Here is a 23,981-nt window from a genome sequence, read left to right as displayed (position 1 = left end):
ACACCAAACCCTGTGGGAGCGAGCCTGCTCGCGAAGACGTCGGCAAATCCAACATTGATGTTGACTGATTCGCCGCTTTCGCGAGCAGGCTCGCTCCCACATGGGGTGTGGTTTAACTGACCGGCTGCAATGCCCACTCGCGCAACACATTCTTCGTCACTTTGCCCGCGGCATTGATCGGCATGCTCTGCAGCACTTGCACCCGGCGCGGCACCTTGTAGTTGGCCATCTGCTCACGGCACCAGGCGAGGAACCGCGCCTGCTCGATTTCCATTCCTGGTGCAGGCAACAGGAACGCCATCGCCACCTCACCCATGCGCTCATCGGGAATACCGATCACCGCGGCCTGGGCCACGCCCGGATAGGTCAGCAGGCACTGTTCGATCTCCGCCGGGTACACGTTGAAGCCACCGGTGATGAACATGTCCTTGAGGCGGTCGGTGATGCGCAGGTAACCCTGTTCGTCGAGCATGCCGATGTCGCCGGTGTGCAGCCAGCCGTCGGCGTCGAGAATTTCCTGGCTGGCGTCGGGGTTGTTGAGGTAACCCTGCATCAGGTTGTAACCGCGAATCTGCACTTCACCGGGAATGTTCGCCGGTTGACTGCGGCCCGTGTTGCCGACACAGCGCACTTCCACCCCCGGCATCGCCCGGCCACTGGTGTTGGCAACCAACTCTGCGGAATCACCGGAGCGGCAGATCGTGGCGAAACCGCAGACTTCCGTCAGGCCATACGCGGTGACGATGGTGGCGAATCCCAGTTCGTCGCGCATGCGGTGGATCATCTCCACGGGAATCGCCGCCGCGCCGGTTACCGCTACCCGCAAGGAGCCCAGGTCGAACTCGCTGCGTTGCGGATGGGCCAGTAACGATTGATACAGCGTCGGCGGCCCCGGCAACACGGTGATGCGTTCGTGCTGCACGCATTCGAGCACGGCCTGCACGTCGAACACTTGCTGCGGCAGGACGGTGCAGCCACGCATCAATGCGGCCAGCCAGCCAGCCTTGTAGCCGAAGGAGTGGAAGAACGGATTGACGATCAGGTAACGATCGCTTTCGCGCAGCCCGACGATGTCGCTCCAGTCGCGCACGATGCGCAGGTTCTGGCCGTGGCTGGTCATCACGCCCTTGGGCTTGCCGGTGGTGCCCGAGGTGAACAGCACATCGGACAAGGCTTGCGGGCCAACGCTTTGCTCGCGGGTGCGCAGGGCCAGTTGCGGCACGTCGGCCGCCAGATCCATAAACCGTTCCCAGGCCAGGGTGCCCGAATTGGCGCCGCGCAGGCTGACGATGTGACGCAGCTCAGGCAGGTCTTCCGACACCAGCATGCCGGGGTAGTCCGCACCGAGGAATTCGCCGATGGCAAACAGCACGCAGGTGCCGCTTTCGCGCAGGATGTAGCCAGCCTCGCTGCCCTTCATTCGGGTATTGAGCGGTACCAGGGCGGCGCCGACACTTTGCAGGGCGCCGGCGGCGACGATCCACTCCCATACGTTGGGCGCCCAGATCGCCACGCGGTCCCCAACCTGTACGTCGAGGGACAGCAGTGCGCGGGCAGCCTGGCGGCGCAACTGGTCAAGTTGTCGGTAGCTGATGGTGTGGCCCGCGTCCTCGATGGCCGGGCGGTCGCCGTAGGCCTGGGCAGCGTTGGCGAACAGTTGAGCGATGGTCAGTGCGGTGGCGACAGGCGGCATGGGGCCTCCCCGGTTAGAAGACAATGACGAAAAAGGGAGTAGGCCGGGCAGGGCGCCCGGCCGGATTGCGAATTACTGGGCGGGCGGGGCGAAACGGCGACCGGCGGAGAAACCACCGTCCACGGCGATCATTTGGCCGCTGACAAAGGACGCTTCGTCCGAGGCCAGGAACAGCGCGACATTGGCCACTTCTTCCGGTTGCCCGGAGCGGCTGAGCATGTGCTGTGAGGCGAAGAAGGCGTGGAACGCATCGTTGTCACGGACCATGCTGGTCATCGGTGTTTCGATCAGGCCCGGGCACAGGCCGTTGACGCGAATGTTGGCGTAGCCGTAGTCGATGGCCATCGAGCGGGTCAGCTGGTTGATGCCGCCCTTGGACACGTTATAGGCCACGTTGCCGTCGCAGCCTTGCAGGCCGAAGATCGAACCGACGTTGATGATCGAACCACCGCGCTGCTCCACCATCGACGCCAGCGCGTATTTGCTGGTGAGCATGCTGCCGGTCAGGTTGATGTCCATCACCCGTTGCCAGTTGGCGGTGGTGGTCTGGGTCACGCTGCCCTGGTCGGCGACGCCGGCGGCGTTGACCAGAATATCGATGCGCCCGAGGCGGCTGATGACGTCTTGCATGACCTGCTGCACCTGCGCTTCGTCGCGCACGTCGAGGGGCATGAACAGGCCGGGGAAGTCCGCCGGGGCGCTGCCGATGTCCAGCCCGACCACTTGCGCGCCTTCGGCAGCGAAACGGCGCACGCAGGCCAGACCAATCCCCGAAGCGCCGCCGGTGACCACCGCGACCTTGTTCTGCAAACGAGCCATAACTGCACCTCTTTATTGTTGTGGGCTAATGCTGTGGCCGAGTCTAACTGCAGACCGGGCCTGAGTGATCGTCCGTTGAGACTAAGCAACAGATCCTCCGTCCGGCACATTTCAACTGTAGGAGCGAGCCTGCTCGCGAAAAACGTCTTGGGACCGCGTTCATACAGACAGGGCGCGTTATCGTTGACGTCCATCGCGAGCAGGCTCGCTCCTACAGGGGGATGCGTATCTTCAATCCGGGAATTTCAGGCGTACCCGGGCACCCGTCGGGCGGCTCTGGCAGGCCAGCGTCCAGCCGTCGGCCAGCTCCTTGGGGGTCAGCACGTCGTTGCGCGCCAACTGGACTTCACCTTCCTTGACCACGCACATGCAGGCCCCGCAAAAACCTTCTTCACAGGACGACGGCACATCGAGGCCAGCCGCTTTGCAGCTTTGCAGCAAGGTGTCGCCTGGTTGGCAGGCAATTTCGTGTTGCTGGCCATCGAGTTCGACGATCAGCGCTTCACATTGCGAATCCATGGCCGCCGCTCGTGCCACTGCTTCTTCGGCCAACAGTTCATCGGGATCCGGTGGCGAGACGAAACGTTCGACATGAATGCATTCGGCCGCTTCGCCCAGTGCCAGCAGCGTGCGCTCCACGGTGTCCATGAAAGGACCCGGCCCGCAGATGAAGTAGTCGCCGCCGGTCGATCCGCGCAGCAGATGACGGACCTGATGGTCCGTCAGGAAGCCCTGCACCGAATCGAGGACGTGCACCACGTGCAGTTGATCAGGATGCGCCTTGATCAGCTGGCACAGCTCGTCCTTGAAAATCACCGACGCCTCATCGCGGTTGGCGTAGATCAACTTGATCGGCCGCCGACTGCCATGGAGCACTGATTTGAGAATGGAAAACACCGGGGTGATGCCCGAACCGCCCCCGAACAGGACCAGGGGCTTTTCGGTGTCCGCCTGCGGGTCAAGGTAGAAATGCCCGGCCGGTGGCAACACTTCCAGCCAGTCGCCGACCTGCACTTCGTTCATCCAGATCGACACCCGGCCACCGTCGACCCGTTTCACCGTGACCTTGGGCAGCGCATCCGCGAGGGGCGAGCTGGCCATGGAATAGCAGCGGGTCAACAGTTTGCCGGCGAAGGGCACGCGAAAACTCAGGAACTGGCCCGGTTTGTAGCGAAAGCGCTCACGCAGGGTTGGCGGTACGTCCAGCACCAGCGAGCGCGCGTCAGCGGTCTCGTCGATCACCGCGCACACTTGCAATGAGACGCTTGCCGTCGTGTTTTCGGCCGGGGTCAGGTTCTGTTGTTGCGTGCCCATGTTCACCTCGACCTCAGAGCCCGCTGATCAGTTGGGCGTTGTCGACGCGGATCTCGGCACCGTTGACGAACCGCGACTCGTCGGTGGCGAGGAACAGCACCACGTTGGCAATGTCCCGTGGCGCCGCCATGCGGTTCATCGGGTCCTGGTCCAGCGCTTCCTGCGGGATCGGCTGACCACCGGCCAGGGCCTGGGTCATCGGCGTGTTCACGCCATCGGGGTGCACGCTGTTGCAGCGAATGCGATAGCCCTGTTGCTTGCAGTGCAAGGCGATGGAGCGGGTCATCGCCGCCACCGCGCCTTTGGACGCCGAGTAAGCGCAGAACATCGGCATGGCGCCCAGGGCGGCGACCGACGACATGTTGATGATCGAGCCGCCGCCGCTTTCCTTCATCGCCTGGATGGCGTACTTGCAACCGAGGAAGTAGCCGTCGCCGTTGATCTTCTGCACCTTCTGCCACAACTCCAGGGTGGTGTCTTCGATGCTGCCCAGGGCCAGGATCGCGGCGTTGTTGACCAGTACGTCGAGGCGGCCGAAGTGCTCGACGGTGGTTTTGACCACGTGTTGCCAGTCACTTTCGCTGGCGATGTCGTGGCGGATGAACAGCGCGTTGGCGCCGATTTCTGCAGCCGCCTGGCGACCGGCTTCTTCGTTGAGGTCGGTCAGTACCACTTTGGCGCCTTCGCGGGCCAGCAGCAGGGCGTCTTCGCGACCGATGCCGCTGGCGGCGCCGGTGATGATGCAGACTTTGCCTTCTACACGTTGCATTGTTGTTCTCCTGATCGTGCGGTTTGAAGTGCGAATTGGTCGGCCACGTGGGCGGCAGCCCGGCGACCGGAATAGATGCAATCGGCCAGGGACAGGCCGGAGACATACAGGTTGGAGGCGACCCCGACCGCATTGCGGCCGGCGCTGTACAGGCCGTTTATTGGCTGACCGGCAGGGTCCAGTACCCGACCGCTGGCCTCGCAGACTTTCAACCCGCCCAGGGTGATGACCGGGCAGGGGAACAGTTTGCTGGCGAATGAAAGATCGAGGGCGTACCACGGGCCCTGGTCGAGGTTGGCGAGCATCGCCGCAGACTTGCCGAACTCGTCGGCGACCTCACCGCGTGCCGCGCGGCTATAGCGTTCGACGCTCTGGCGCAGCAGTTCCGGCGGCAGATGGCAGCGCTTGGCCAACCCGGCCAGGCTGGTGCTGCGTTTGGCGTTGAACAGCAAATTGAGCAGCACCGGCAGGCGCTGGAAATTCCACACCTTGCCGGGGCCGACCTGACGCAACGCTTCGCCGACCAGCGCGCGGTTGAGCACCAGAATGGCGCGACCGTCCTGTTCTTCGACCATGGCGTGGCCGAGGGTCGCGCCGTAGATTTCTTCGTTGGCGTAACGTTGTCCGCGGGCATTGACGATCAGCCCCCGGGCCCAGGCCAGTGGCGGATTGATGAAACGCCAGGCGCTGACCTTGTCCATCCGCGCCACGCTGCCACCGGCGCTCTGGCCCAGGGCGATGCCGCTGCCATTGCACCCGGTGGCGCCCAGCGGCAGACCGGCCAGGTACTGCGGCGCGTGCTGGCGCACCAGGTCGCGATTGAAGATGAAACCGCCGCTGCTCAACAGCACCGCCTGTTCGGCGCGAATCAATTGGCGGATGGCGCTGGTCTGTTCGATGCGACGCTGACGGGCGCGCAAGCGGTCGGCCAAGGCCGGAGCGTACATATGAATGGCCGCGGCCCAGCGTGACAGACGCGCATGTTGCCGGGCGGCGCGGCTACCCGACGGCAGTTGCCAGGCTTCGACACCGAGGACTTTATCGTCGAGGTCGAGCACCAGCCTGCGCACTTCGCACTGGCTGCGCAGGCGCGCACCGTGACGCAAGGCACTGGCCTTGAGCGGGGCGAACAGACTGGTGCCCGACATGCCCGGGCCTTTGGTGCGATGGCCACGGGGCGCCGGTTTGGCGCTGGCGGCATAGGCCGGCACGGCTTCGTTGCCCGAGTAATAGAGGTAGTACTGGTCGCTCGGGTATGAGGTCTTGTGCGGCGGTACGCTGGCTTCGAAGGCTGCGCCTTGTCGCTCCAGCCAGGCCAGTTGCTCGCGGCTGCCTTCGCAGAACGCCCGCAATGTCTCGTGGCTGACGGCTTCGCCGACTTCCTGACGCAGGTAGTTGAACATGGCGTCGCTGCTGTCTTCATATCCAGCCTGGCGCTGATACGGCGTGCCACCACCGGCGTAGACCACGCCACCGCTGAGTGCCGTGGCGCCGCCGCCTTCGAAGCGATCCAGTGCGAGCACCGACAGGCCGCGAGTGCTGGCTTCGATGGCGGCACAGGCGCCGGCTCCGCCAAACCCGACGATCAGCAAGTCGCAGCGGTCATCCCATGGCAACGGGTCGGCGCTGTTCACTCGCAACGCCGTCAACCGGTTCAGGCTGTCCATGTTCGGGCCTCAACCAGCGGCTGCGAGAGAAGGTGCGGGTTTGGCGGTGGTGGTGTAGCTGCCGTCGAGGTAGACCAGCGGGGTGATGGCGTCAGTGGTGTGGATCTGCAGGATGCGTCCGATGAACACGGTGTGGGTGCCGTAGCTGAAGTGGCCGTCCTGGCGGCAGAGGATCGCCGACTGTGCGTCGCCCAGGTAAGGAATGCCGCCGGGGCTGGTCAGCCAGTTGCCACGGTCGAAGCGCGCTTCGCCCTTGATCGCGCCGCTGCACAGGTTGGCCAGGTCTTGTTGTTCGACGCCGAGGATGTTCACGCAGAAGTCGGCGCCGGTCGCCAGTGCGGCGTGGGGCGAGGCGGTCTTGTTGACGCAGATCAGCAGCGATGGCGGCTCGGTGCTCAGGGAGTCGACCGCGGTGGCGGCCATGGCGAAGCGTTCGGAGCCGTTGCTGGTGCTGATAATGGTGACGGACTTGGCCAGGCGGCGCATGGCCTGGAGCATGTCGGCTTTGAGATTGGCGTCGTTCATCGCACTGGGCCTTTTTTGTTGGGGGTGGAGTGCGATGGATTCTTGCTCTGGTGTCTATTTGGAACATCGTCCGAGGGGACTAGGCCTTGGCGGCCTCTGGGCCGACCAGGCTGATGTTGTGTTGTGTACATATCCGTTTTTTTGGTAACGGCGGCTTATGGTTTCGCCCTTACGGCGAGTCACTTTTTTTACAAGCGCCTAAAAAAAGTAACCAAAAAAACGCTGGTATGACTCACCCACATAGGTAACAAAACAGTTCAAGCACATAGGTAACAGTTTTTAACTGGCACTGGTCGATTCCGAGGATCTGACCATGCCGTGGCGAGAGCTGAAACCTATGGACCTGAAAGTGATGTTCATTGCCGATTATTTGTCTGGTCGACTCAATTTCAGTCAACTCTGTGCGGCTCACAGCATCAGTCGCAAGACTGGTTACAAGTGGGTGGCCCGCTACAACGCGGACAGCATTAATGGCTTGGCGGAGTGCAGTCGCAAGCGACACTCCCAGGCTCAGGCCGTGCCGTTTGCGGTCAAGGAGGCCATTCTTGAGCTGCGCGGCCAAGGGCAAACCACACCGGGCCCGAAGAAGATTCAGACAGCCCTGAGTGAACGGTTTCCAGATCAGTCTCCGCCCTCGAAAACCACGATCTACAACGTGCTTAAAAAGGCGGGTCTGGTGCCCCCACGGCGTTTACGTCAGCGTGTCGCCATCTATCCCAAGCCACTTCAGAAAGCCGATCTTCCCAACCAGCTCTGGAGCGCCGATTACAAAGGCCAATACCTGACGGGAGACGGTGTCTGGTGTTACCCCCTGACAGTGATGGATCACGCCAGTCGCTTTCTACTGGCGTGTGAAAGCATGCCCAGCACGACTTTCAAGGACGCCAAGGCAACCTTCGAGCGGCTATTTAAGATGCATGGAATGCCCGAGCGGATCCGTACCGACAACGGTGTCCCTTTTGCTAGCGGTGGGCGTGCCGGGTTATCGCAGTTGTCCATCTGGTGGGCCCGTCTGGGCATCATTCACGAAAGGATTCAACCTGGTCGACCAGAGCAAAACGGACGGCATGAGCGCATGCACCGCACGCTGAAAAGTACGTTGCCAAGGCCGCCGGAAATTGAGTGGGGAGCCCAGCAGAAACATTTCGATCTGTTCATGCAGCACTACAATCATGAGCGTCTTCATGAGGCGCTGGGGCAGAAAACCCCCGGCTCTTGCTACACAAGCTCTTCACGACCTTATCCGGGCAAGCTGCCGGAGATGAGGTACCCAAGCCATGTTGAGGTTTACCGGACGGACTCCAACGGCGTGGTGAACAAAGGTAGGCTTAGAATCTATGTCGGCTACGTGCTCAAGCATGAAACGGTTGGGTTGGAGAGCGTCAGTGAGGGTGTTTGGGACATCATTTTTGGACCGGTAGTATTAGGCCGCGTTGATGAAAGGGATGCCAAAGACGCTTATCTGACGCTCAAAGTAATCAGAAATAAGTGATCAGGTGTTACCTATGTGACTGAACTCTTCTGTTACCTATGTGGTTGATCCCTTCACGCTCGCCCCTTACGTACGGCCCCTCGCTGAGGCTCGGCGTTCCTTCGCTCCGGTATTCATCCGGGGGCATTGCCCTCCGGTCGGCTTCGCTTCGACCTACATGCAATGAGTTCGACTGCGTCGAACGGCGCTGCGCGCCCATCCCCGGATGAACACCTCCGCTCAGCCTGCCGAGGGGGCGGGTGGATCAAGATCAAGAGCGGCAGGCGAGCTAACGCTCGGCCTGTTGAGTGGTGGGAAGCGTGGGTGTACGCCGATCTGCCTTTGCTCTTCTGTGGGAGCGAGCCTGCTCGCGAAGGCGGCCTGACAGCCGACCTGAACCTGGCGGATGTACCTCGACCCTGTGGGAGCTGGCTTGCCTGCGATGGCGGTCTGTCAGCCAGCATCAATGTCAGATGTGCCGGCCTCTTCGCGGGCAAGCCCGCTCCCACAGGTTTGGTGTGGTTCGAATAATTGGTGTTCACCGTAAATACTGTGGGAGCGAGCTTGCTCGCGATGGCGGCCGGCCAGTCGACATGTACCTCACAGACGAACGAACCCAACAACCAGGCCGGCCGGTAGGCCGCCTCGGACGCTGTTGCGGTGTACGCCCCCTCGTGAGGCCGAGCGCAGGTTCTGCGCAGTGGGCAACCCGGCATGGATGCCGGGTTAGCCGCCCCCGGCCATGGATGGCCGATGGCGGCGGGCCCACGGAGCAGGACCGAAGCGAGGGCATGCCGAGCCTAGGCGAGGCACCGAATGTCAGGGGCAAGAGCGTTTGGTTACTTTGCGCTTTTCAAAGTGACCCGCTGTAAGAGCGGAACCCTAAGCGGCCGTTACCGCAGCAACGGATATGTACACCCTCAAAAATCCATGCCGCCTGACACAAAGCCATCGCGAGCAAGCTCGCTCCCACAGTGATCTTCAGTGGCCACAAGTCTCGAGTAAAACAGGGAACTCAATGTGGGTCTGCCCGCGAAGACGGCCTGCCAGCAAGCACATCCCTTTCAGATACACCCCCAGAGACCAGTTCCGCAATCCCACATGGTCCGTTTGAGGGATGCCCGCCGCTTTGCGCATTGTTTGAATGCCAGCGTAGGGGCACTACACCCGCCCCGTTGCACGCGCGCCCCGGCGGATGGGGTGAACAAAGGAGAACAATAAAAATGCTCAACCAAGACCTGATTCGCCAGCGTCTGAGCCAACGTGCCCGTGAGTTGGTGCCGATCCTGCGTGAACGCGCCCTGAACGCCGCGCAAGCCGGGCAGTTGCCTGAAGAAACCCTGAAGGATTTCCACGACGCCGGGTTCTTTCGCATCCTGCAACCTTCCCGCTGGGAAGGCTATGAGCTGGAGCCCAAGGACTTCTTCGACGTGCAGATGACCCTGGCCGAGGGCTGCATGTCTTCGGCCTGGGTGCTGGGGGTGGTGGCGATCCACAACTGGCAGCTGGCGCTGTTCGACGATCGCGCGGCGCAGGATGTCTGGGGTAGCGATTCCAGCGTGCTGATCTCGTCTTCCTATATGCCGGTGGGCAAGGTCGAGCGGGTCGACGGTGGTTTCAAGTTGAGCGGCCGTTGGGGCTTTTCTTCCGGCAGCAAGCATTGCGACTGGGCGTTCCTCGGTGCGCTGGTGCCGCCGGAAGAGGCGGGCGGGGCGCCGGATTATCGGACGTTCCTGGTGCCGCGCAGTGACTACCAGATTCTCGACAACTGGAATGTCATGGGCCTGGAAGCCACCGGCTCCCACGACATTCTGGTGGAAAACGCCTTCGTTCCCGAGTACCGCACCCATCGCGCGCTCGACGGTTTCATGCAGAACAGTCCGGGCAACTCGGTGAATACTGCGCCCTTGTTCCGCCTGCCGTTCGGGCAGATTTTCGTGCGAGCGGTGTCGTCGTCCGCTATCGGTGCCCTGCAGGGTGCGGTGGATCAGTTTGTCGAGCACAACCGCGCCCGGGTCGGGGTCAATGACGGTCGCAAGATGGTTCAGGACCCGGCCGCGCAATCGTCACTGGCCAATGCCATGGTCTGCGTCGACGAGTGCAAGACCGTGCTGCATCGCAACTTCGCTTTGATGCTGGAACGCGCGCAAAAAGGCGAGCCGCTGAGCATGCCCGAGCGGGTGAAGATGCGTTACGACTCGGCGCTGGTGGCCGACAAGTGCGCCAAGGCCGTTGGCGACCTGATGTTCAACAGCGGTGCTTCGACGATCTTTCGCAGTCATGCGATCAACCGTGCCTTCCGCGACATTCACACCGGTCGCGCCCACGTCGCCAACAGCCCGGCCAAGTACGCCTGGAACCTTGGCGGCGTGAGCATGGGGCAGGACAGCAGCGACTTTTTCCTCTGACGCTTCCGTACAAATCGGCTAGTCCGTTTGCGTGATTCGAGCGCCCCGTCGATGCACGAGCATTGGCGGTAAGGCGAAGGTCTACGGCGCCGACTGCGCATCCAAATAAGCACAAGGATCAACCATGAAATTTTCCCTGATTTACGAAGCCCAGACGGTGGACTCCAGCCGCGAAGGCGACCGCAAGATTTTCGAAGACACGGTCGAGCAGGCCGTGCTCGCCGACAAGCTGGGTTTCGACACCTTCTGGTGCGTAGAGCACACCGCGCTGAGCAACTACTCGCACATGTCCGCGCCGGAAACCATGCTGGCTTTCGTGGCCGGTAAAACCGAGCGTATCGGCATCGGCCACGGCGTGGTCTGCCTGCCTCCGGCGATGAACCACCCAGTGAAGGTCGCCGAGCGCATTGCCACCCTCGACCTGCTGTCCAAGGGCCGTGTGCACTTCGGCGTCGGCAAGGGCGGCACCCAGCAGGAAGCCGGCACCTTCGGCTACGACCTGGCGACCTTGCAGCCGCAGATCGACGAGATGATGTACCTGATCCCGAAAATGTTCGTGCAGGACGAGATCGAGCACAACGGCGACTTCGTGCAGATCCCCAAGCGTCCGATCCATCCAAAGCCTTATCAGGACCCGCACCCGCCGATGTACCTGGCGTGCACCAACACCGAGTCGCTGAAGAATGCCGGCGGTCGCGGCATGGGCGCGCTGGTTCTGGGCTTCGGTGGCCCGGAAGAAATCGCCAAGAAGGTCGAGGTGTATCACACGGCCTACGACAACCGCGATGAGAAGAAGCAAGTGGGCTTCCGTCCTAACCGGCACATTGCCGCGCTGTGCCCGGCCATCGTGCTGGACGACAACGAAGAAGCGCGCCGCATCGGTATCCGTGGCCAGCGTTACTTCATGGAGTCCCTGGGCTACTGGTACGGCGGTGGCGAGCGTCCGGATCCTGAGAAGTGGAAGGATGATACCTTCGTCGACGGCAACGGCCAGAGCGTGATCAAGTCGCGCTTCGCCTCCGAAGAAGTCAGCGTCGACTTCTCCGACCCGACCATGGCCATGATGAACCCGAACCACGCCTACGGCACCGTCGAGGATTGCATCGGCTACGTGCAGCGCCTGATCGACGCCGGCGCCGACGAAATCCTGTTCATCTGCCAGATGGGCACCGTGCCGCAGTGGGCGCAACTGGAGACGTTGAAGAATATTGGCGAGAAGGTGATTCCGCACTTTCGCAAGGAATAACGGGTAAAGCACAAGGCGTCTAACAACGCCATCCCTGTGGGAGCGGGCTTGCCCGCGATGAGGGCATTACATTCAACATCTCAGTTGGCTGACAGATCGCCTTCGCGGGCAAGCCCGCTCCCACAGGTTCAGTGTCATACCCCATGCCACATTTTTGCAGGACTGGCACGGACGCCAGGCCACCTTTCCAACGGGTCCCCAAGGCCCGTTTTTTTATGCCTGCCGAATAAGATTGAACACCACATACCCCTTGTAGGAGCGAGCCTGCTCGCGATAAACCGGAGAACGCCGCGGGGTGTCAGGCTTTCAGCGTTATCGTTGACGACCATCGCGAGCAGGCTCGCTCCTACAGGTTATTGCGCAAGTTCGCGTCACCGATTTGGCCTTTAAACAGAGGTTGTTTAACGGCTGTCAGTGTTACTTGATGAAAGCTACAACGCCTTGCGTCGTTGCCTACAGGTACGCCAGAATCCGCCGGCTTGTGCGCCTTGGGGCCGCTCGGTAACTTGATTCGTGTCACTGCCCATCAGTGATCGGGTTTAGTCGCCCGTGGTCAATCGAAGCGCATTTGCATCCAGACAGTCAGGTCATTTCATGCCTGCACTTTATGGTAGCTGTGCGCAGGGCGCCTTCGGGCGCGCCGGTTTCGATTCTCCCCGGTCGACTAACCTGCGTACAGCTGCCACCTCTCGTTTAGTCGCAAGTCGGTGACGGCTCCACATTATTGGAGAGTCGTAAATGTTCAAGGTAACGCCCAATCCGCCGGACACCGATCCGGCATCCCCATACGAACCCGATTCCAAAAAACTCAACGAAGCCGCCGAGCGAGCCCTCGCTTACCACTTCCCCTCGACCGCCGACATCAAAGCCACCCCTCGAACAATCAGCACGCTGTTCAGCGTCGACCCTGAGGCTACGACCGAAACACTGGTGGTTTATCTGGTGGAGACGTTGGCCTCGGTGGATATGATGGTGCATCAACTGGTGGATCATCTGGAGGGCGGAGACCGTAATGCACTGCTGGGCATTTCCAATAGCGTGATGCTCGCGGAAATCACGGCAAACCGCCTGCTGGATCAAATCGAACAACCCGCCTGACACCCCCCTGTAGGAGCTGCCGCAGGCTGCGATCTTTTGATCTTGATTTTCATCGATGCCGAGAAGATCAAGATCAAAAGATCGCAGCCTTCGACAGCTCCTACACGGTTGAATCCGCTAGTCCCATTGGACGATGTTGACCCTCCCCGAACCCGTTTGAATAGGCCTTACATAAAGTCTCCCCCGGCAGTCGCCGAAGGGCGGCACCGCCTGAGTAAAACGAGGAGTGCATCCATGGATATCCGCGGTCTGGGTTACGTCACCCTGTTATCCAGCAACCTGGCGCAATGGCGCCACTACGCAAGCCAGGTGCTGGGCATGATGGTCAGCGACGACGATGAGCTTTTGTACCTGAAAATGGACGAGCGTCATTACCGCGTGCTGGTGCAGAACAGTGCCGAGAACGGCTTCGGGGCCTGCGGCTGGGAAGTGGCCGGCAAGGCGGCGCTGGAGCAGGCGGTCAGCGAGCTGCAACAGGCCGACGTGCAAGTGACCCGTGGCACCGCCGCCGAGGCCGAGCTGCGCAAGGTTCAGGAACTGGTGCACTTCAGTGATCCGGATGGCAATCGCCACGAAATTTTCTGGGGCCCGCTGCAGGACTTCGCTCGCTTTGTTTCGCCAGTGGGCGTCAAAGGTTTTGTCACCAACGACCTCGGCATGGGCCACGTGGTGCTGCCGGCACCCGCCTTTGAACGCTGCCGCGACTTCTACGAACAGGTAATGGGTTTTGGCCTGTCGGACCTGATGAAAGTCCGCTTCACCCCGGACCCGGCCGAGCCGCAAAAGCGCATCCACTTCCTGCACTGCAACAACGGTCGCCACCACTCGCTGGCGATTTTCGAGTGCCCGATGCCCCACGGCTGCGTGCACATGATGGTCGAGGTCAACGCGCTGGACGAAGTCGGCCGCGCCCTGGACCGCGTCCACGCCAACGGCGTGAAGCTGTCGGCCACCCTGGGCCAGCACACCAACGACCAGATGATTTCTTTCTACATCAAGACCCCGTCCGGGTTTGACCTGGAGTACGGCTGCGATGGCCTGGTGGTCGACTGGGACCGCCACACGCCGTTCGAAAGCACCGTGGTCAGCCACTGGGGCCACGACTTCAGTGTCGGTCGCCAATGAGGAACAAGACGATGGACAAGCAAATGACCACCGCCGAGATTGTCGGCCAACTGCGTGACGGCATGACCATCGGTATCGGTGGCTGGGGCCCGCGTCGCAAGCCGATGGCGCTGGTACGCGAGATTCTGCGCTCGGACCTCAAGGACCTGACAGTGGTTGCCTACGGCGGCGCCGATGTCGGCATGCTCTGCGCGGCCGGCAAGATCAAGAAACTGGTGTTCGCCTTCGTCTCCCTGGATTTCATTCCACTGGAGCCGTACTTCCGCAAGGCGCGTCAGGAAGCGGCGCTGGACGTGATGGAAATCGACGAAGGCATGCTGCTGCTCGGCCTGCGGGCGGCGGCGATGAATGTGCCGTTCATTCCGACGGCGGTGGGCCTGGGCACCGATGTGCTGCGCCACAACCGCCAGATCAAGTTGATCGCCTCGCCCTACGCCGATGGCAAGGACTGGGTGGCGATGCCGGCGCTGAAGCTCGACGCGGCGCTGGTGCATGTCGACCGTGCCGACAAACGTGGCGTGTGCCAGATCAGCGGCCCGGATCATTACATGGACGATCTGTTCGTGCGGGCCGCCACCCACAGCTACGTGACCTGCGATGAACTGGTCGACAGCGACTACTTCCATCAGGACAGCGCCCACGCCCATCAAGTGTTCTGGGAAAGCAACCTGACCACCGCCGTGGCCCACGTGCCGGGCGGTGCGCATCCGTCGTCTTGCGCGCCGCTGTACGGTTTCGACTTCGCGCACTTCAAGGCCTACAACGCCACCGTGCAGGCGGCCGATGGCTGGGAAGGGTACGTGCGCGACTACGTCGACTGCACCCACGAACAGTACCTGGACAAGGTTGGCGGCCTGGCTGCGATCCGTGAACTGCCGTTGCCGATTTTCTAAGGGAGCCTTCCGATGAGCACTACCACTTACAGCCTCGCCGAACTGATGATTTGCGCGGCCTCCGAAGCCTGGCGCGAAGACGGCGAAGTGTTGGCCACCGGCATCGGCGTGATCCCGCGCCTGGCGGCATCCTTGGCCATGCTCAGCAGCAACCCGCAACTGCTGATGACCGACTCCGAAGCCTACATGGTCGCCGAACCGGTGCCTTTGGGCGCACGCAAGGGCTACGAGCCCAAGCGTGACAGCTGGATGGGTTTCTCGCGGATTTTCGACAACGTCTGGGGCGGCAAGCGCCATGCACTGGTCGGCCCGACCCAGATCGACCGCTTTGGCCAGGCGAACATTTCCTGCATCGGCGATTACGCCAAACCCAAGGCGCAGATGCTCGGTGTGCGTGGTTTCCCCGGCAACTCGATCAGCCACGCCAACTCGTTTTGTGTGCCGAGCCACAACCGTCGGGTGTTCGTCGAAGGCGAGGTCGATATGGTCGCTTCGGTCGGCTACAACCCGGCCCGCCTGGCGCGTGGTTGGAAGCTGGACGACATCGACATCCGCCTGATCATCACCGACCTCTGCGTCCTGGATTTCCTGGGCCCGCAACGGCAGATGCGCATCCGTTCGCTGCACCCCGGCGTGACGGCGGCGCAGGTCCAGGACAACACCGGCTTTGAGTTGCACGTGCCGGACGACTGCCCGACCACCGCGGCCCCGACCAGCGAGCAATTGCAACTGATCCAGCGTCTGGACCCGCACAACCTGCGCGCCCTGCAGCTTAAAGACAATCCGCCAGGCCAGCGCTGAGCGCCCGCGTTTTCGGAGACAAGTGATGGCTGAACACAACGACAAGAACGAGGCCGAAGTGGTCCTGTACGAAGTGCGCGATGCGGTGGCAATCGTCACCATGAACCGCCCCGAGTACCACAACGCACAGAACTCGCAGATGACCTATGCGCTGGACGCGGCGTTTCGCCGGGCCTGCGATGACGATGAAGTGAAAGTCATCGTGTTGCGCGGCGCCGGCAAGCATTTCTCCGCCGGGCATGACATCGGCACCCCGGGCCGCGACGTCGACAATAGCTTCGATCGCGCCAGCCTGTGGTACGACCATGTGAACAAACCGGGCGGCGAGTTTCTCTATGCTCGCGAGCAGGAAGTCTATCTGGGCATGTGCCGGCGCTGGCGCGAGATGCCCAAGCCGACCATCGCCATGGTCCAAGGCGCGTGTATTGCCGGTGGGCTGATGTTGGCCTGGGTCTGCGACCTGATCGTTGCCAGCGAGGATTCGTACTTCGCCGATCCGGTGGTGCGCATGGGCATTCCCGGGGTCGAGTATTTCGCCCACGTGCATGAATTGAACCCGCGCATCGCCAAGGAATTCCTGTTCCTCGGCGAGCGCATGCCGGCACCGCGTGCCTATCAGATGGGCATGCTCAATCGTGTGGTGCCGCGCGACGAGCTGGAACAACAGACCCTCGACATCGCCGGGCGCATTGCCCAGATGCCGCGCCTGGGCCTGCAACTGAGCAAGCAAGCGGTGAACAACGCCGAAGACCTGATGGGCAAGCGCGCGACCATGGACATGGTGTTCGGCCTGCATCACTTCGCCCATGCCCACAACGAACTGGTGTCCGGTGACCGCCTCGGCGGCTACGACGCCAAGGCCATGGCCAGTTCCCAGCGCAAAACGGGCGAGGCGTGAGCATGGCGATTTCGTTGAATACCCGCCTGACCGAGCTGCTCGGTTGCCGCTACCCGATCATCCAGACCGCCATGGGCTGGGTCGCCGACCCGAAGCTGGTGGCGGCCACGGGCAATGCCGGTGGTTTCGGTTTTCTCGCCGGGGCGACCATCGAACCGCAGCAGATGGAAGCGGCGATCCTCGAAACCCGGCGCCTGACCGATCAGCCGTTCGGGGTGAACTTCCACATGTACCAGGCCAATGCCGGCGAGATCGTCGAGCTGGTGTTGCGCCACAAAGTCCGTGCGGTCAGCTACAGCCGTTCGCCGGGCAAGCAAATGATCAGCCGCCTGAAAGATGCCGGCGTGGTGTGCATTCCCACGGTCGGCGCACTCAAGCATGCGCAGAAAGCCGTGGAAATGGGCGCCGATGCGGTGACGGTGCAGGGCGGCGAGGGCGGGGGGCATACCGGTTCCGTGCCGACCTTGATGCTGCTCGATCAAGTGGTCAATGCGGTTTCGGTGCCCGTGGTGGCGGCCGGTGGTTTCAAAGACGGTAAAGGCCTTGTGTCGGCCCTGGCCTACGGTGCCGAAGGCATCGCCATGGGCACGCGTTTCCTGATGTGCGCCGACAGCCCGGTGCCGCAGGCGACGTTGGCGCGTTACCTGGCGGTCAAGGACCCGGCGGCGATCATCATCAGCCGCGCCATCGACGGCATGCCGCAACGGATGATCCGCAACGAATTGCTCAACCAGCTGGAAAACAGCGGCGGTCTCAAGCGCCTGTTGCTGGCCTTGCAGAGTGGTCTGGCCTACCGCCGCCATACGGGCATGAGCCTGACGCAACTGCTGACCAGCGCGCTGAAGATGCGCGGCAGCGGAGAGCTGACCGCCGCGCAAAGCATCATGGCCGCCAACGCGCCGATGGTGATCCAGAAAGCCATGGTCGACGGGCAACCGGCCGCGGGCGTGTTGCCCGCCGGGCAGATCGCCGCATCCATCGACAGCTTGCCCAGCTGCGCCCAATTGATTGAACAGATCGTCCGCGACGCCGAAGCGCGCCTGGGCGAGCTGTGCCGCCGTGTGTCGTGAAGGGGCCATGCATTGTGAAGGAAGGAAACCATGAAACCATTTAGCGTCAGCATCGATAACGGCATTGCCGAACTGGTGTTCAACCGGCCACCGGTCAACGCCTTCAACAACCAGGGCTGGGCTGATATCGCCAGCGAGATCGAGGGGCTGGGCCGCAACAACGATGTGCGGGTGATCCTGATCCGTGCCGAAGGTCGCGGCTTCTGCGCCGGGGTCGATATCAAGGAACTGGCCGCCGACGGCAACCTGATCGTCGCGGTGAACAAGGGCAACTACGACAGCTTCAAGGCCATCCACCGCAACCCGAAACCGGTGATCGTGGCCGTGCACGGCTTCGTGCTGGGCGGCGGCATCGGCATCTGCGGCGCTGCCGACATCATCGTCGCGTCCGAGTGCGCCACCTTCGGCGTGCCGGAAGTGGATCGCGGGGCCATGGGTGGCGGCGCGCATTTGCAGCGCCTGTTCCCGGTGCAGAAGGTCCGCCACATGTACTTCACCGGCGAGCCGATCGACGCCGCCGAGGCTTACCGTCTGGGCGCCGTGGAGCGGGTGGTCAAGCGTGAAGACTTGCGTGAAACCGCGTTGCAGATCGCCCGCACCATTGCCGCCAAGAGCCCGGGGATGATCAGCCTGGCCAAGGAAGCGCTGACCGGCATCGAAGACGGCAATCTGGAAGACAAATACCGCTGGGAGCAGGGCTTCACCCTCGAAGCCTACCGCTCACTGGACTCTCAGGAAGCACGCGACTCGTTCGTCGAGAAACGCGATGCCCGATTCAACGGCTGAAGGCATATCCATGGACCTGACCTATACCCCGGCCCAGCAGGCCTTTCGCGTTGAGGCGCGGACCTGGCTGGCGGCCAATGTACCGAGTGAACCGCTGCAATCGTTCGACACCGAACAGGGCTTTGCCGAGCACCGCGCCTGGGAAGCCAAACTCAACGAAGGCCGTTGGGGCATGGTCACCTGGCCGACCGAACTCGGCGGGCGCGGCTGCGACCTGATTGAATGGCTGATTTTCGAAGAGGAATACTACCGTTCCGGGGCGCCGGCACGGGTCAACCAGAACGGTATCTTCCTGCTCGGCCCGACCCTGATGGAGTACGGCAGCGAAGAGCAGAAAGCGCGATTCCTGCCGCGCATGGCCACCGGCGAAGACATCTGGGCCCAGGCCTGGTCCGAGCCGGGTGCCGGTTCCGACATGGCGGCGATCCGCTCCAAGGCGGAACGGGTGGGCGACCACTACGTGATCAATGGCCAGAAGACCTGGTCGACCCGCGCGGTGTGGGCCGATTGGGTGTTCGGTATTTTCCGCACCGATCCACAGTCCCAGCGCCATCACGGCCTGACCTTCATCCTGCTGCCGCTCAATACACCGGGCATCACTGTGCGGCCGATTCCGCAGCTCAACGGCTTGCCGGGCTTTGCCGAGATCTTCTTCGACGACGTCAAGGTGCCGGTGGAGAACGCCCTCGGCGGTGAAGGCATGGGTTGGCACGTGGCGATGTCCACCGCCGGTTTCGAACGCGGTTTGTTGCTGCGCTCGCCTGCGCGCTTCCAGGAAACCGCCAAGCGTCTGGTGCAGTTGTACCAGGCCAACCGCGAGCAGGCCGACCGCGACCCGGCTATCGGAGAGGCGGTGATGCGTGCCTGGCTCGATGCCGAGGCCTACACCCTGAGCACCTACATGACCGCCTCGCAATTGGTGCAGGGCGGCAAGATCGGGCCGGAGTCGTCGACCAACAAGATCTTCTGGTCCGAACTCGACCAGCGCATGCACGACACCGCCATGAGCATTCTTGGCCTGCGTGGCGAGCTGTTGCCGCAAGCCCCGGCCGCCGGTGACGTCGGCCATTGGCTGGAAGGTTTCCTGTTTGCCCAGGCCGGGCCGATCTACGCCGGCACCAACGAGATCCAGCGCAACATCATTGCCGAACGCATGCTCGGCATGCCGCGTGCCTGAGGAATAGACCATGGACTTTAGTTTCAGCCGCGACCAACTGCTGTTTCAGGACAACGTCCGCAGCTTCCTCATCAACGAAGTCACCCCGGAACGCATTCGCGAACTGTGGCAGAGCGATAGCGGGCGCAGTGAGCGACTCTGGGCGCAACTGGTGGAGCTGGGCCTGACCGCGCTGACCGTGCCCGAGGCGCAGGACGGCATGGGCATGAATGAATTGGATTTCGTGCTGATTGCCCAGGAATGCGGTTACGCCGGCCTGCCCGAACCGCTGGTGGACACCATGCTGGTGGGCGTGCCGTTGCTCGCCGCCCTCGATGAGCAACACATGGCGCTCAAGCAATACTGGTTGGCGCGGGTCGCCGAGGGCAGTGCACGGCTGGCCGTTTCCGAACCGGGTAACCCGCTGGTCAGCGATGCCCATGTTGCCGATCTGCTGTTGCTGGCCCATGGTGATGAAGTGCATGCACTGGAGCGCGATGCCGTGCGCCTGACCCGCAACGAGTCGGTCGACCCGAGCCGTCAACTGTTCCAGGTCGAATGGACGCCGACTCCCGCTACTTGCGTAGCCAGCGGCGAACAAGGCCGGCGCTTGTGGGCTGCCGCCTTCAACCGTGGCGCCCTCGCCAGCGGCGCGCAATTGCTGGGGCTGGCCAAACGCATGGTCGACCTGGCGGTGGACTACACCTTTGAGCGCAAGCAGTTCGGCAAGCCGGTCGGCTCGTTCCAGGCGGTCAAGCATTTGATGGCCAACGTCGCGGTACAGATCGAGTTCGCCAAAGGCCCGCTGTACCGCGCCGCTTATGCGCTGGCCGAGCAGCAACCGGGGCAGGACGTGCTGGTGTCCCACGCCAAGCTGGCAACGGCGGAAGCGGCCATGCTCGCGGCGAAGAACACCATCCAGGCCCACGGCGCCATGGGTTACACCTGGGAAGTCGACCTGCATCTGTTCATGAAACGCGCCTGGGCGCTGGACAAGGTCTGGGGCGATCGCGGCCGTCACAAAGGGCGGATTCGCGCGGCGCTGTTCGAGGGTAACCCGGCGCTGGGTGCGGGCAGTACGTTTTAACCCGTCAGTAAGGGTGACGCCCCCCCTGTGGGAGCGAGCCTGCTCGCGAAGGCGGCAGCACATTCAACATTTTTGTCGACTGAACTGACGCATTCGCGAGCAGGCTCGCTCCCACAGGTTATCGGCGCCTGATCTTAATTTTTATACCGAGGTAGACCATGCCTGAAGCCTATATCGTCGACGCCCTGCGCACCCCTACCGGGCGGCGCAAGGGTGGTCTGAGCCAGATCCACGCCGCCGACCTGGGCGCCCACGTATTACGCGCACTGGTCGAGCGCAATGACATTCCCGACGAGGATTACGACGACGTGATCTTCGGCTGTGTCGACACCATCGGCCCGCTGGCCGGTGACATCGCCCGCACCAGTTGGCTGGCGGCCGGCCTGTCGCAATCGGTGCCGGGCACCACCATCGATCGTCAGTGCGGTTCGTCCCAGCAAGCGGTGCACTTCGCCGCCCAGGCGGTGATGAGCGGCACCCAGGACGTGGTCATCGCCGGTGGCGTGCAGACCATGACCCAGATCCCGATTTCCTCGGCGATGATTGCCGCCGAGCCGTTGGGCTTCACCGATCCGTTCAGCGGCTCCGAAGGCTGGGTGCGGCGCTACGGCGCGCAACCGCCGACGCAGTTCCGTTCGGCGCAGATGATCGCCGAAAAGTGGGACCTGTCCCGGGCGCAGCTCGAAGCCTATTCGTTGGAGTCCCATCGACGGGCTCTGCAGGCCATCGAGCAAGGTCGCTTCAATCGCGAGATCGTGCCGTTGGCCGGTGTGCTGCACGATGAAACGCCGCGCCAGACCAGCCTGGAAAAAATGGCCGAGCTGGAATTCCTGTTCGGCTGCGACCGGGTCACCGCCGCGGTGTCGAGCCAGACCTGCGACGCGGCCAGCGCGATGCTGATCGTCTCGGAGGCGGCGCTCAAGCGTTACGGCCTGACGCCTCGGGCACGCATCCATCACCTGAGCGTGCGCGCCGAAGACCCGATCTGGATGCTCACCGCGCCGATCCCGGCCACGGCTTATGCACTCAAGCGCGCCGGGATGAAGCTGCAAGACATCGACCGTGTGGAGATCAACGAAGCCTTCGCTTCAGTGGCCATGGCCTGGCTGAAAGAGACCGGCTATCCGCACGAACAGACCAACGTCAACGGCGGCGCGATTGCCCTCGGCCATCCGCTGGGCGCCACCGGCACCCGTTTGATGTGCACCTTGCTGCATGAACTGGAGCGAAGTGGCGGTCGCTTTGGTATGCAGACCATGTGCGAAGGCGGTGGGCAGGCCAACGTGACCATCATCGAACGTTTGTAAACCAGGATGTACACCGATTCTGCAGGAGCGAGCCTGCTCGCGATGGACTCAAGAACGACGCGGTTATTCAGATACCCCGCGTATTCGTTAACGACCATCGCGAGCAGGCTCGCTCCTACAGGAAATTGTGTCGACCAGTAAAGAATTTGAAGGATGTAGAACATGAAAATCTGTGAAAACCGCGTCGTGATCATCACCGGTGCCGGCAGTGGTCTGGGCCGCGCCTACGCGATGGCCTTCGCCACCGAAGGCGCGAAGGTGGTGGTCAACGACATCAACCGCGAAGCGGCCCTGGCCGTGGTCGGCGAAATCCTCGGCCAGGGCGGCAGTGCCGTGGCCAACAGCGACGACATCACCCGTTATGACTCGGCGGGGCTGATCGTGCGCCAGGCCATCGAAACCTTTGGCGACCTGAACGTGGTGGTCAATAACGCCGGCATCTGCCGCGACCGCATGTTCGCCAGCCTCAGCGAAGCCGACTGGGACGCCGTGGTGGCCGTGCACCTCAAGGGCCACTTCTGCATTTCCAGCCACGCCGTGAAGTACTGGCGTGAGCAGGCCAAGGGCGGTGCCAGGGTCAATGCGCGGATCATCAACACCAGTTCCGGCGCCGGTTTGCAGGGTTCCATTGGCCAGTCCAACTACGCGGCGGCCAAGGGCGGTATTGCCTCGCTGACGCTGGTGCAGGCGGCCGAATTGCGCCGTTACGGGATCACCGCCAACGCCCTGGCACCGGCCGCACGGACCGGGATGACCGAGCAGGTGTTCGCCGACACCATGAAAAAGCCTGAAGAGGGCTTCGATTACTTCGCCCCGGAAAACGTCGCGCCGCTGGTAGTGTGGCTGGGTTCCGAGGCGTCCGCCGAGGTGACAGGGCAGATGTTCGAAGTCGAGGGCGGCAAGTTGTCGATCGCCGATGGCTGGCGCCGTGGCCCGCAACTGGATCGCCAGGGCCGCTGGGCGGTTGGCGAGATGGGCGATGCCGTCGCGCAACTGCTGACGCAAGCGGTCCCGGCGGCCAAAGTGTACGGCAGCTGAAAAAGACCGGTCTCGGGAGGGCGGCACGCGGCTATAATCGGCCCCTGATGCCGATCACCTGTAGGAGCGAGCCTGCTCGCGATGGACTTCGGCGCAACGCGTTCATCCAGACAGGACGCGTTTTCGTTAACGTCCATCGCGAGCAGGCTCGCTCCTACAGATGTACATGAACCACGTTCCCACACGAGACCTGCCATGACCATTTCCCTGTACGACGCTTCCGTGCCTGTTTTCCAGCAAATGCTCAACGCCCTGAGCGATGTTCTGAAAAAGGCCGAGGCTCACGCCACCGAAAAAAACATCGACCCTAACGCCTTCCTGCAAGCGCGCCTGTTCCCGGACATGTTCCCGCTGGTGCGTCAGGTGCAGATTGCCGTTGATTTCGCCAAGGGTGTTTCTTCGCGTCTGGCTGAAGTTGAAGTGCCGAAGTACGACGACACCGAAACCACTTTCGCCGAACTGCAAGCGCTGCTGAGCAAAGTTCTGGCTTACATCGGCGAGTTCACGCCGGAGCAGATCAACGGCAAGGAAGGCATCGAGATCGTCACTCGTCCGGGCACGCCTAAAGAGAAGCGCTTCAGTGGCCAAGCCTACCTGCTGACCTACGGCCTGCCGCAGTTCTTCTTCCATGTCACCACCACTTATGCACTGCTGCGCCACAATGGCGTGGAAGTGGGCAAGCGCGACTACATGGGCGCGTTCTAAACCGTCCGGGTACAAAAAAGCCCCCGCAACCTCAGGCTGCGGGGGCTTTTTCATGTGCCAGCATTCTTCACTTCACCGCAAACCTCTGTGGGAGCGAGCCTGCTC

Annotated in this window: 21 protein-coding genes; 15 read left to right on the top strand and 6 right to left on the bottom strand. The window is 62.4% G+C overall.

Annotated features, from left to right (window positions below; translation table 11 throughout):
- Positions 1-112: 112 nt before the first annotated feature.
- From CD175_RS04845 to CD175_RS04820, 6 genes are all read right to left on the bottom strand, one after another.
- On the bottom strand, positions 113-1,693 hold the full coding sequence (locus CD175_RS04845) for a FadD3 family acyl-CoA ligase (RefSeq protein ID WP_104447878.1): 1,581 nt from the start codon (positions 1,691-1,693) through the stop codon (positions 113-115).
- Between the two features lie 72 nt (positions 1,694-1,765).
- Positions 1,766-2,512 carry an SDR family NAD(P)-dependent oxidoreductase gene (locus CD175_RS04840; protein ID WP_104447877.1) on the bottom strand — a complete coding sequence of 249 codons (747 nt, stop codon included), beginning with the start codon at positions 2,510-2,512 and terminating at the stop codon, positions 1,766-1,768.
- Positions 2,513-2,743: 231 nt separating this feature from the next.
- The gene (locus CD175_RS04835) at positions 2,744-3,826 is read right to left on the bottom strand and encodes a ferredoxin--NADP reductase (protein WP_104447876.1); all 1,083 of its coding nucleotides are present in this window, start codon (positions 3,824-3,826) and stop codon (positions 2,744-2,746) included.
- Between the two features lie 13 nt (positions 3,827-3,839).
- Positions 3,840-4,595 (bottom strand): glucose 1-dehydrogenase, encoded by a 756-nt coding sequence (locus CD175_RS04830; RefSeq protein WP_015094272.1) that lies wholly within the window; start codon positions 4,593-4,595, stop codon positions 3,840-3,842.
- Positions 4,583-6,262 carry an FAD-binding protein gene (locus tag CD175_RS04825; RefSeq protein ID WP_104447875.1) on the bottom strand — a complete coding sequence of 560 codons (1,680 nt, stop codon included), beginning with the start codon at positions 6,260-6,262 and terminating at the stop codon, positions 4,583-4,585. Before CD175_RS04825 ends, CD175_RS04830 begins: the two co-directional genes overlap by 13 nt.
- Positions 6,263-6,271: 9 nt before the next feature.
- Positions 6,272-6,787 (bottom strand): flavin reductase family protein, encoded by a 516-nt coding sequence (locus CD175_RS04820; RefSeq protein WP_007976920.1) that lies wholly within the window; start codon positions 6,785-6,787, stop codon positions 6,272-6,274.
- A 313-nt stretch (positions 6,788-7,100) separates the two neighbouring features.
- Here CD175_RS04820 and CD175_RS04815 point away from each other — a divergent pair, with 313 nt between their 5' ends.
- From CD175_RS04815 to CD175_RS04730, 15 genes are all read left to right on the top strand, one after another.
- Entirely contained in the window at positions 7,101-8,279 is a 1,179-nt protein-coding gene (locus CD175_RS04815; RefSeq protein WP_104447355.1) for an integrase core domain-containing protein, read from the top strand.
- A gap of 1,202 nt (positions 8,280-9,481) precedes the next feature.
- Entirely contained in the window at positions 9,482-10,666 is a 1,185-nt protein-coding gene (locus CD175_RS04805; protein WP_104447874.1) for an acyl-CoA dehydrogenase family protein, read from the top strand.
- Positions 10,667-10,790: 124 nt separating this feature from the next.
- Positions 10,791-11,912, top strand: a complete 1,122-nt coding sequence (locus tag CD175_RS04800) for an LLM class flavin-dependent oxidoreductase (RefSeq protein WP_104447873.1) — start codon at positions 10,791-10,793, stop codon at positions 11,910-11,912.
- A gap of 738 nt (positions 11,913-12,650) precedes the next feature.
- A complete protein-coding gene (locus CD175_RS04790) occupies positions 12,651-13,010 on the top strand; it encodes a DUF6124 family protein (RefSeq protein WP_104447871.1) in 360 nt (119 codons plus the stop codon).
- Positions 13,011-13,244: 234 nt separating this feature from the next.
- Positions 13,245-14,135, top strand: a complete 891-nt coding sequence (locus CD175_RS04785) for a VOC family protein (RefSeq protein ID WP_104447870.1) — start codon at positions 13,245-13,247, stop codon at positions 14,133-14,135.
- Between the two features lie 11 nt (positions 14,136-14,146).
- Positions 14,147-15,028, top strand: coding sequence for a CoA transferase subunit A (locus CD175_RS04780; protein WP_104447869.1), 882 nt, complete (start codon positions 14,147-14,149; stop codon positions 15,026-15,028).
- 12 nt (positions 15,029-15,040) lie between these two features.
- Positions 15,041-15,829, top strand: a complete 789-nt coding sequence (locus tag CD175_RS04775) for a CoA-transferase subunit beta (RefSeq protein WP_104447868.1) — start codon at positions 15,041-15,043, stop codon at positions 15,827-15,829.
- A 25-nt stretch (positions 15,830-15,854) separates the two neighbouring features.
- Positions 15,855-16,727: an enoyl-CoA hydratase gene (locus tag CD175_RS04770; RefSeq protein ID WP_104447867.1), complete on the top strand. Its 873-nt coding sequence runs from the start codon at positions 15,855-15,857 to the stop codon at positions 16,725-16,727.
- 2 nt (positions 16,728-16,729) lie between these two features.
- Positions 16,730-17,797, top strand: coding sequence for an NAD(P)H-dependent flavin oxidoreductase (locus tag CD175_RS04765; protein WP_104447866.1), 1,068 nt, complete (start codon positions 16,730-16,732; stop codon positions 17,795-17,797).
- Positions 17,798-17,827: 30 nt separating this feature from the next.
- Entirely contained in the window at positions 17,828-18,583 is a 756-nt protein-coding gene (locus tag CD175_RS04760) for an enoyl-CoA hydratase family protein (protein ID WP_104447865.1), read from the top strand.
- A 10-nt stretch (positions 18,584-18,593) separates the two neighbouring features.
- On the top strand, positions 18,594-19,760 hold the full coding sequence (locus CD175_RS04755) for an acyl-CoA dehydrogenase family protein (protein WP_104447864.1): 1,167 nt from the start codon (positions 18,594-18,596) through the stop codon (positions 19,758-19,760).
- A gap of 10 nt (positions 19,761-19,770) precedes the next feature.
- Complete coding sequence (locus CD175_RS04750; protein WP_104447863.1) at positions 19,771-20,826, top strand: acyl-CoA dehydrogenase family protein; 1,056 nt, start codon at positions 19,771-19,773, stop codon at positions 20,824-20,826.
- A 158-nt stretch (positions 20,827-20,984) separates the two neighbouring features.
- Positions 20,985-22,133 (top strand): acetyl-CoA C-acetyltransferase, encoded by a 1,149-nt coding sequence (locus tag CD175_RS04740; protein ID WP_104447862.1) that lies wholly within the window; start codon positions 20,985-20,987, stop codon positions 22,131-22,133.
- Positions 22,134-22,295: 162 nt separating this feature from the next.
- Positions 22,296-23,171 carry an SDR family oxidoreductase gene (locus tag CD175_RS04735; RefSeq protein WP_104447861.1) on the top strand — a complete coding sequence of 292 codons (876 nt, stop codon included), beginning with the start codon at positions 22,296-22,298 and terminating at the stop codon, positions 23,169-23,171.
- A 195-nt stretch (positions 23,172-23,366) separates the two neighbouring features.
- Positions 23,367-23,876, top strand: a complete 510-nt coding sequence (locus CD175_RS04730; protein ID WP_007977144.1) for a DUF1993 domain-containing protein — start codon at positions 23,367-23,369, stop codon at positions 23,874-23,876.
- Positions 23,877-23,981: the final 105 nt, after the last annotated feature.

The sequence above is a fragment of the Pseudomonas laurylsulfatiphila genome, assembly GCF_002934665.1.
In the GTDB taxonomy this organism is placed as follows: Bacteria; Pseudomonadota; Gammaproteobacteria; order Pseudomonadales; family Pseudomonadaceae; genus Aquipseudomonas; species Aquipseudomonas laurylsulfatiphila.
The sequence above is the reverse complement of the archived record's forward strand: the minus strand, read 5'-3'. Positions and strand labels throughout refer to the sequence as shown.

Coding starts and splice junctions, on each gene's coding strand:
- CD175_RS04845 (WP_104447878.1), bottom strand. CDS start 1,693: ATGCCGCCTGTCGCCACCGCACTGACCATCGCTCAACTGTTCGCCAAC.
- CD175_RS04840 (WP_104447877.1), bottom strand. CDS start 2,512: ATGGCTCGTTTGCAGAACAAGGTCGCGGTGGTCACCGGCGGCGCTTCG.
- CD175_RS04835 (WP_104447876.1), bottom strand. CDS start 3,826: ATGGGCACGCAACAACAGAACCTGACCCCGGCCGAAAACACGACGGCA.
- CD175_RS04830 (WP_015094272.1), bottom strand. CDS start 4,595: ATGCAACGTGTAGAAGGCAAAGTCTGCATCATCACCGGCGCCGCCAGC.
- CD175_RS04825 (WP_104447875.1), bottom strand. CDS start 6,262: ATGGACAGCCTGAACCGGTTGACGGCGTTGCGAGTGAACAGCGCCGAC.
- CD175_RS04820 (WP_007976920.1), bottom strand. CDS start 6,787: ATGAACGACGCCAATCTCAAAGCCGACATGCTCCAGGCCATGCGCCGC.
- CD175_RS04815 (WP_104447355.1), top strand. CDS start 7,101: ATGCCGTGGCGAGAGCTGAAACCTATGGACCTGAAAGTGATGTTCATT.
- CD175_RS04805 (WP_104447874.1), top strand. CDS start 9,482: ATGCTCAACCAAGACCTGATTCGCCAGCGTCTGAGCCAACGTGCCCGT.
- CD175_RS04800 (WP_104447873.1), top strand. CDS start 10,791: ATGAAATTTTCCCTGATTTACGAAGCCCAGACGGTGGACTCCAGCCGC.
- CD175_RS04790 (WP_104447871.1), top strand. CDS start 12,651: ATGTTCAAGGTAACGCCCAATCCGCCGGACACCGATCCGGCATCCCCA.
- CD175_RS04785 (WP_104447870.1), top strand. CDS start 13,245: ATGGATATCCGCGGTCTGGGTTACGTCACCCTGTTATCCAGCAACCTG.
- CD175_RS04780 (WP_104447869.1), top strand. CDS start 14,147: ATGGACAAGCAAATGACCACCGCCGAGATTGTCGGCCAACTGCGTGAC.
- CD175_RS04775 (WP_104447868.1), top strand. CDS start 15,041: ATGAGCACTACCACTTACAGCCTCGCCGAACTGATGATTTGCGCGGCC.
- CD175_RS04770 (WP_104447867.1), top strand. CDS start 15,855: ATGGCTGAACACAACGACAAGAACGAGGCCGAAGTGGTCCTGTACGAA.
- CD175_RS04765 (WP_104447866.1), top strand. CDS start 16,730: ATGGCGATTTCGTTGAATACCCGCCTGACCGAGCTGCTCGGTTGCCGC.
- CD175_RS04760 (WP_104447865.1), top strand. CDS start 17,828: ATGAAACCATTTAGCGTCAGCATCGATAACGGCATTGCCGAACTGGTG.
- CD175_RS04755 (WP_104447864.1), top strand. CDS start 18,594: ATGGACCTGACCTATACCCCGGCCCAGCAGGCCTTTCGCGTTGAGGCG.
- CD175_RS04750 (WP_104447863.1), top strand. CDS start 19,771: ATGGACTTTAGTTTCAGCCGCGACCAACTGCTGTTTCAGGACAACGTC.
- CD175_RS04740 (WP_104447862.1), top strand. CDS start 20,985: ATGCCTGAAGCCTATATCGTCGACGCCCTGCGCACCCCTACCGGGCGG.
- CD175_RS04735 (WP_104447861.1), top strand. CDS start 22,296: ATGAAAATCTGTGAAAACCGCGTCGTGATCATCACCGGTGCCGGCAGT.
- CD175_RS04730 (WP_007977144.1), top strand. CDS start 23,367: ATGACCATTTCCCTGTACGACGCTTCCGTGCCTGTTTTCCAGCAAATG.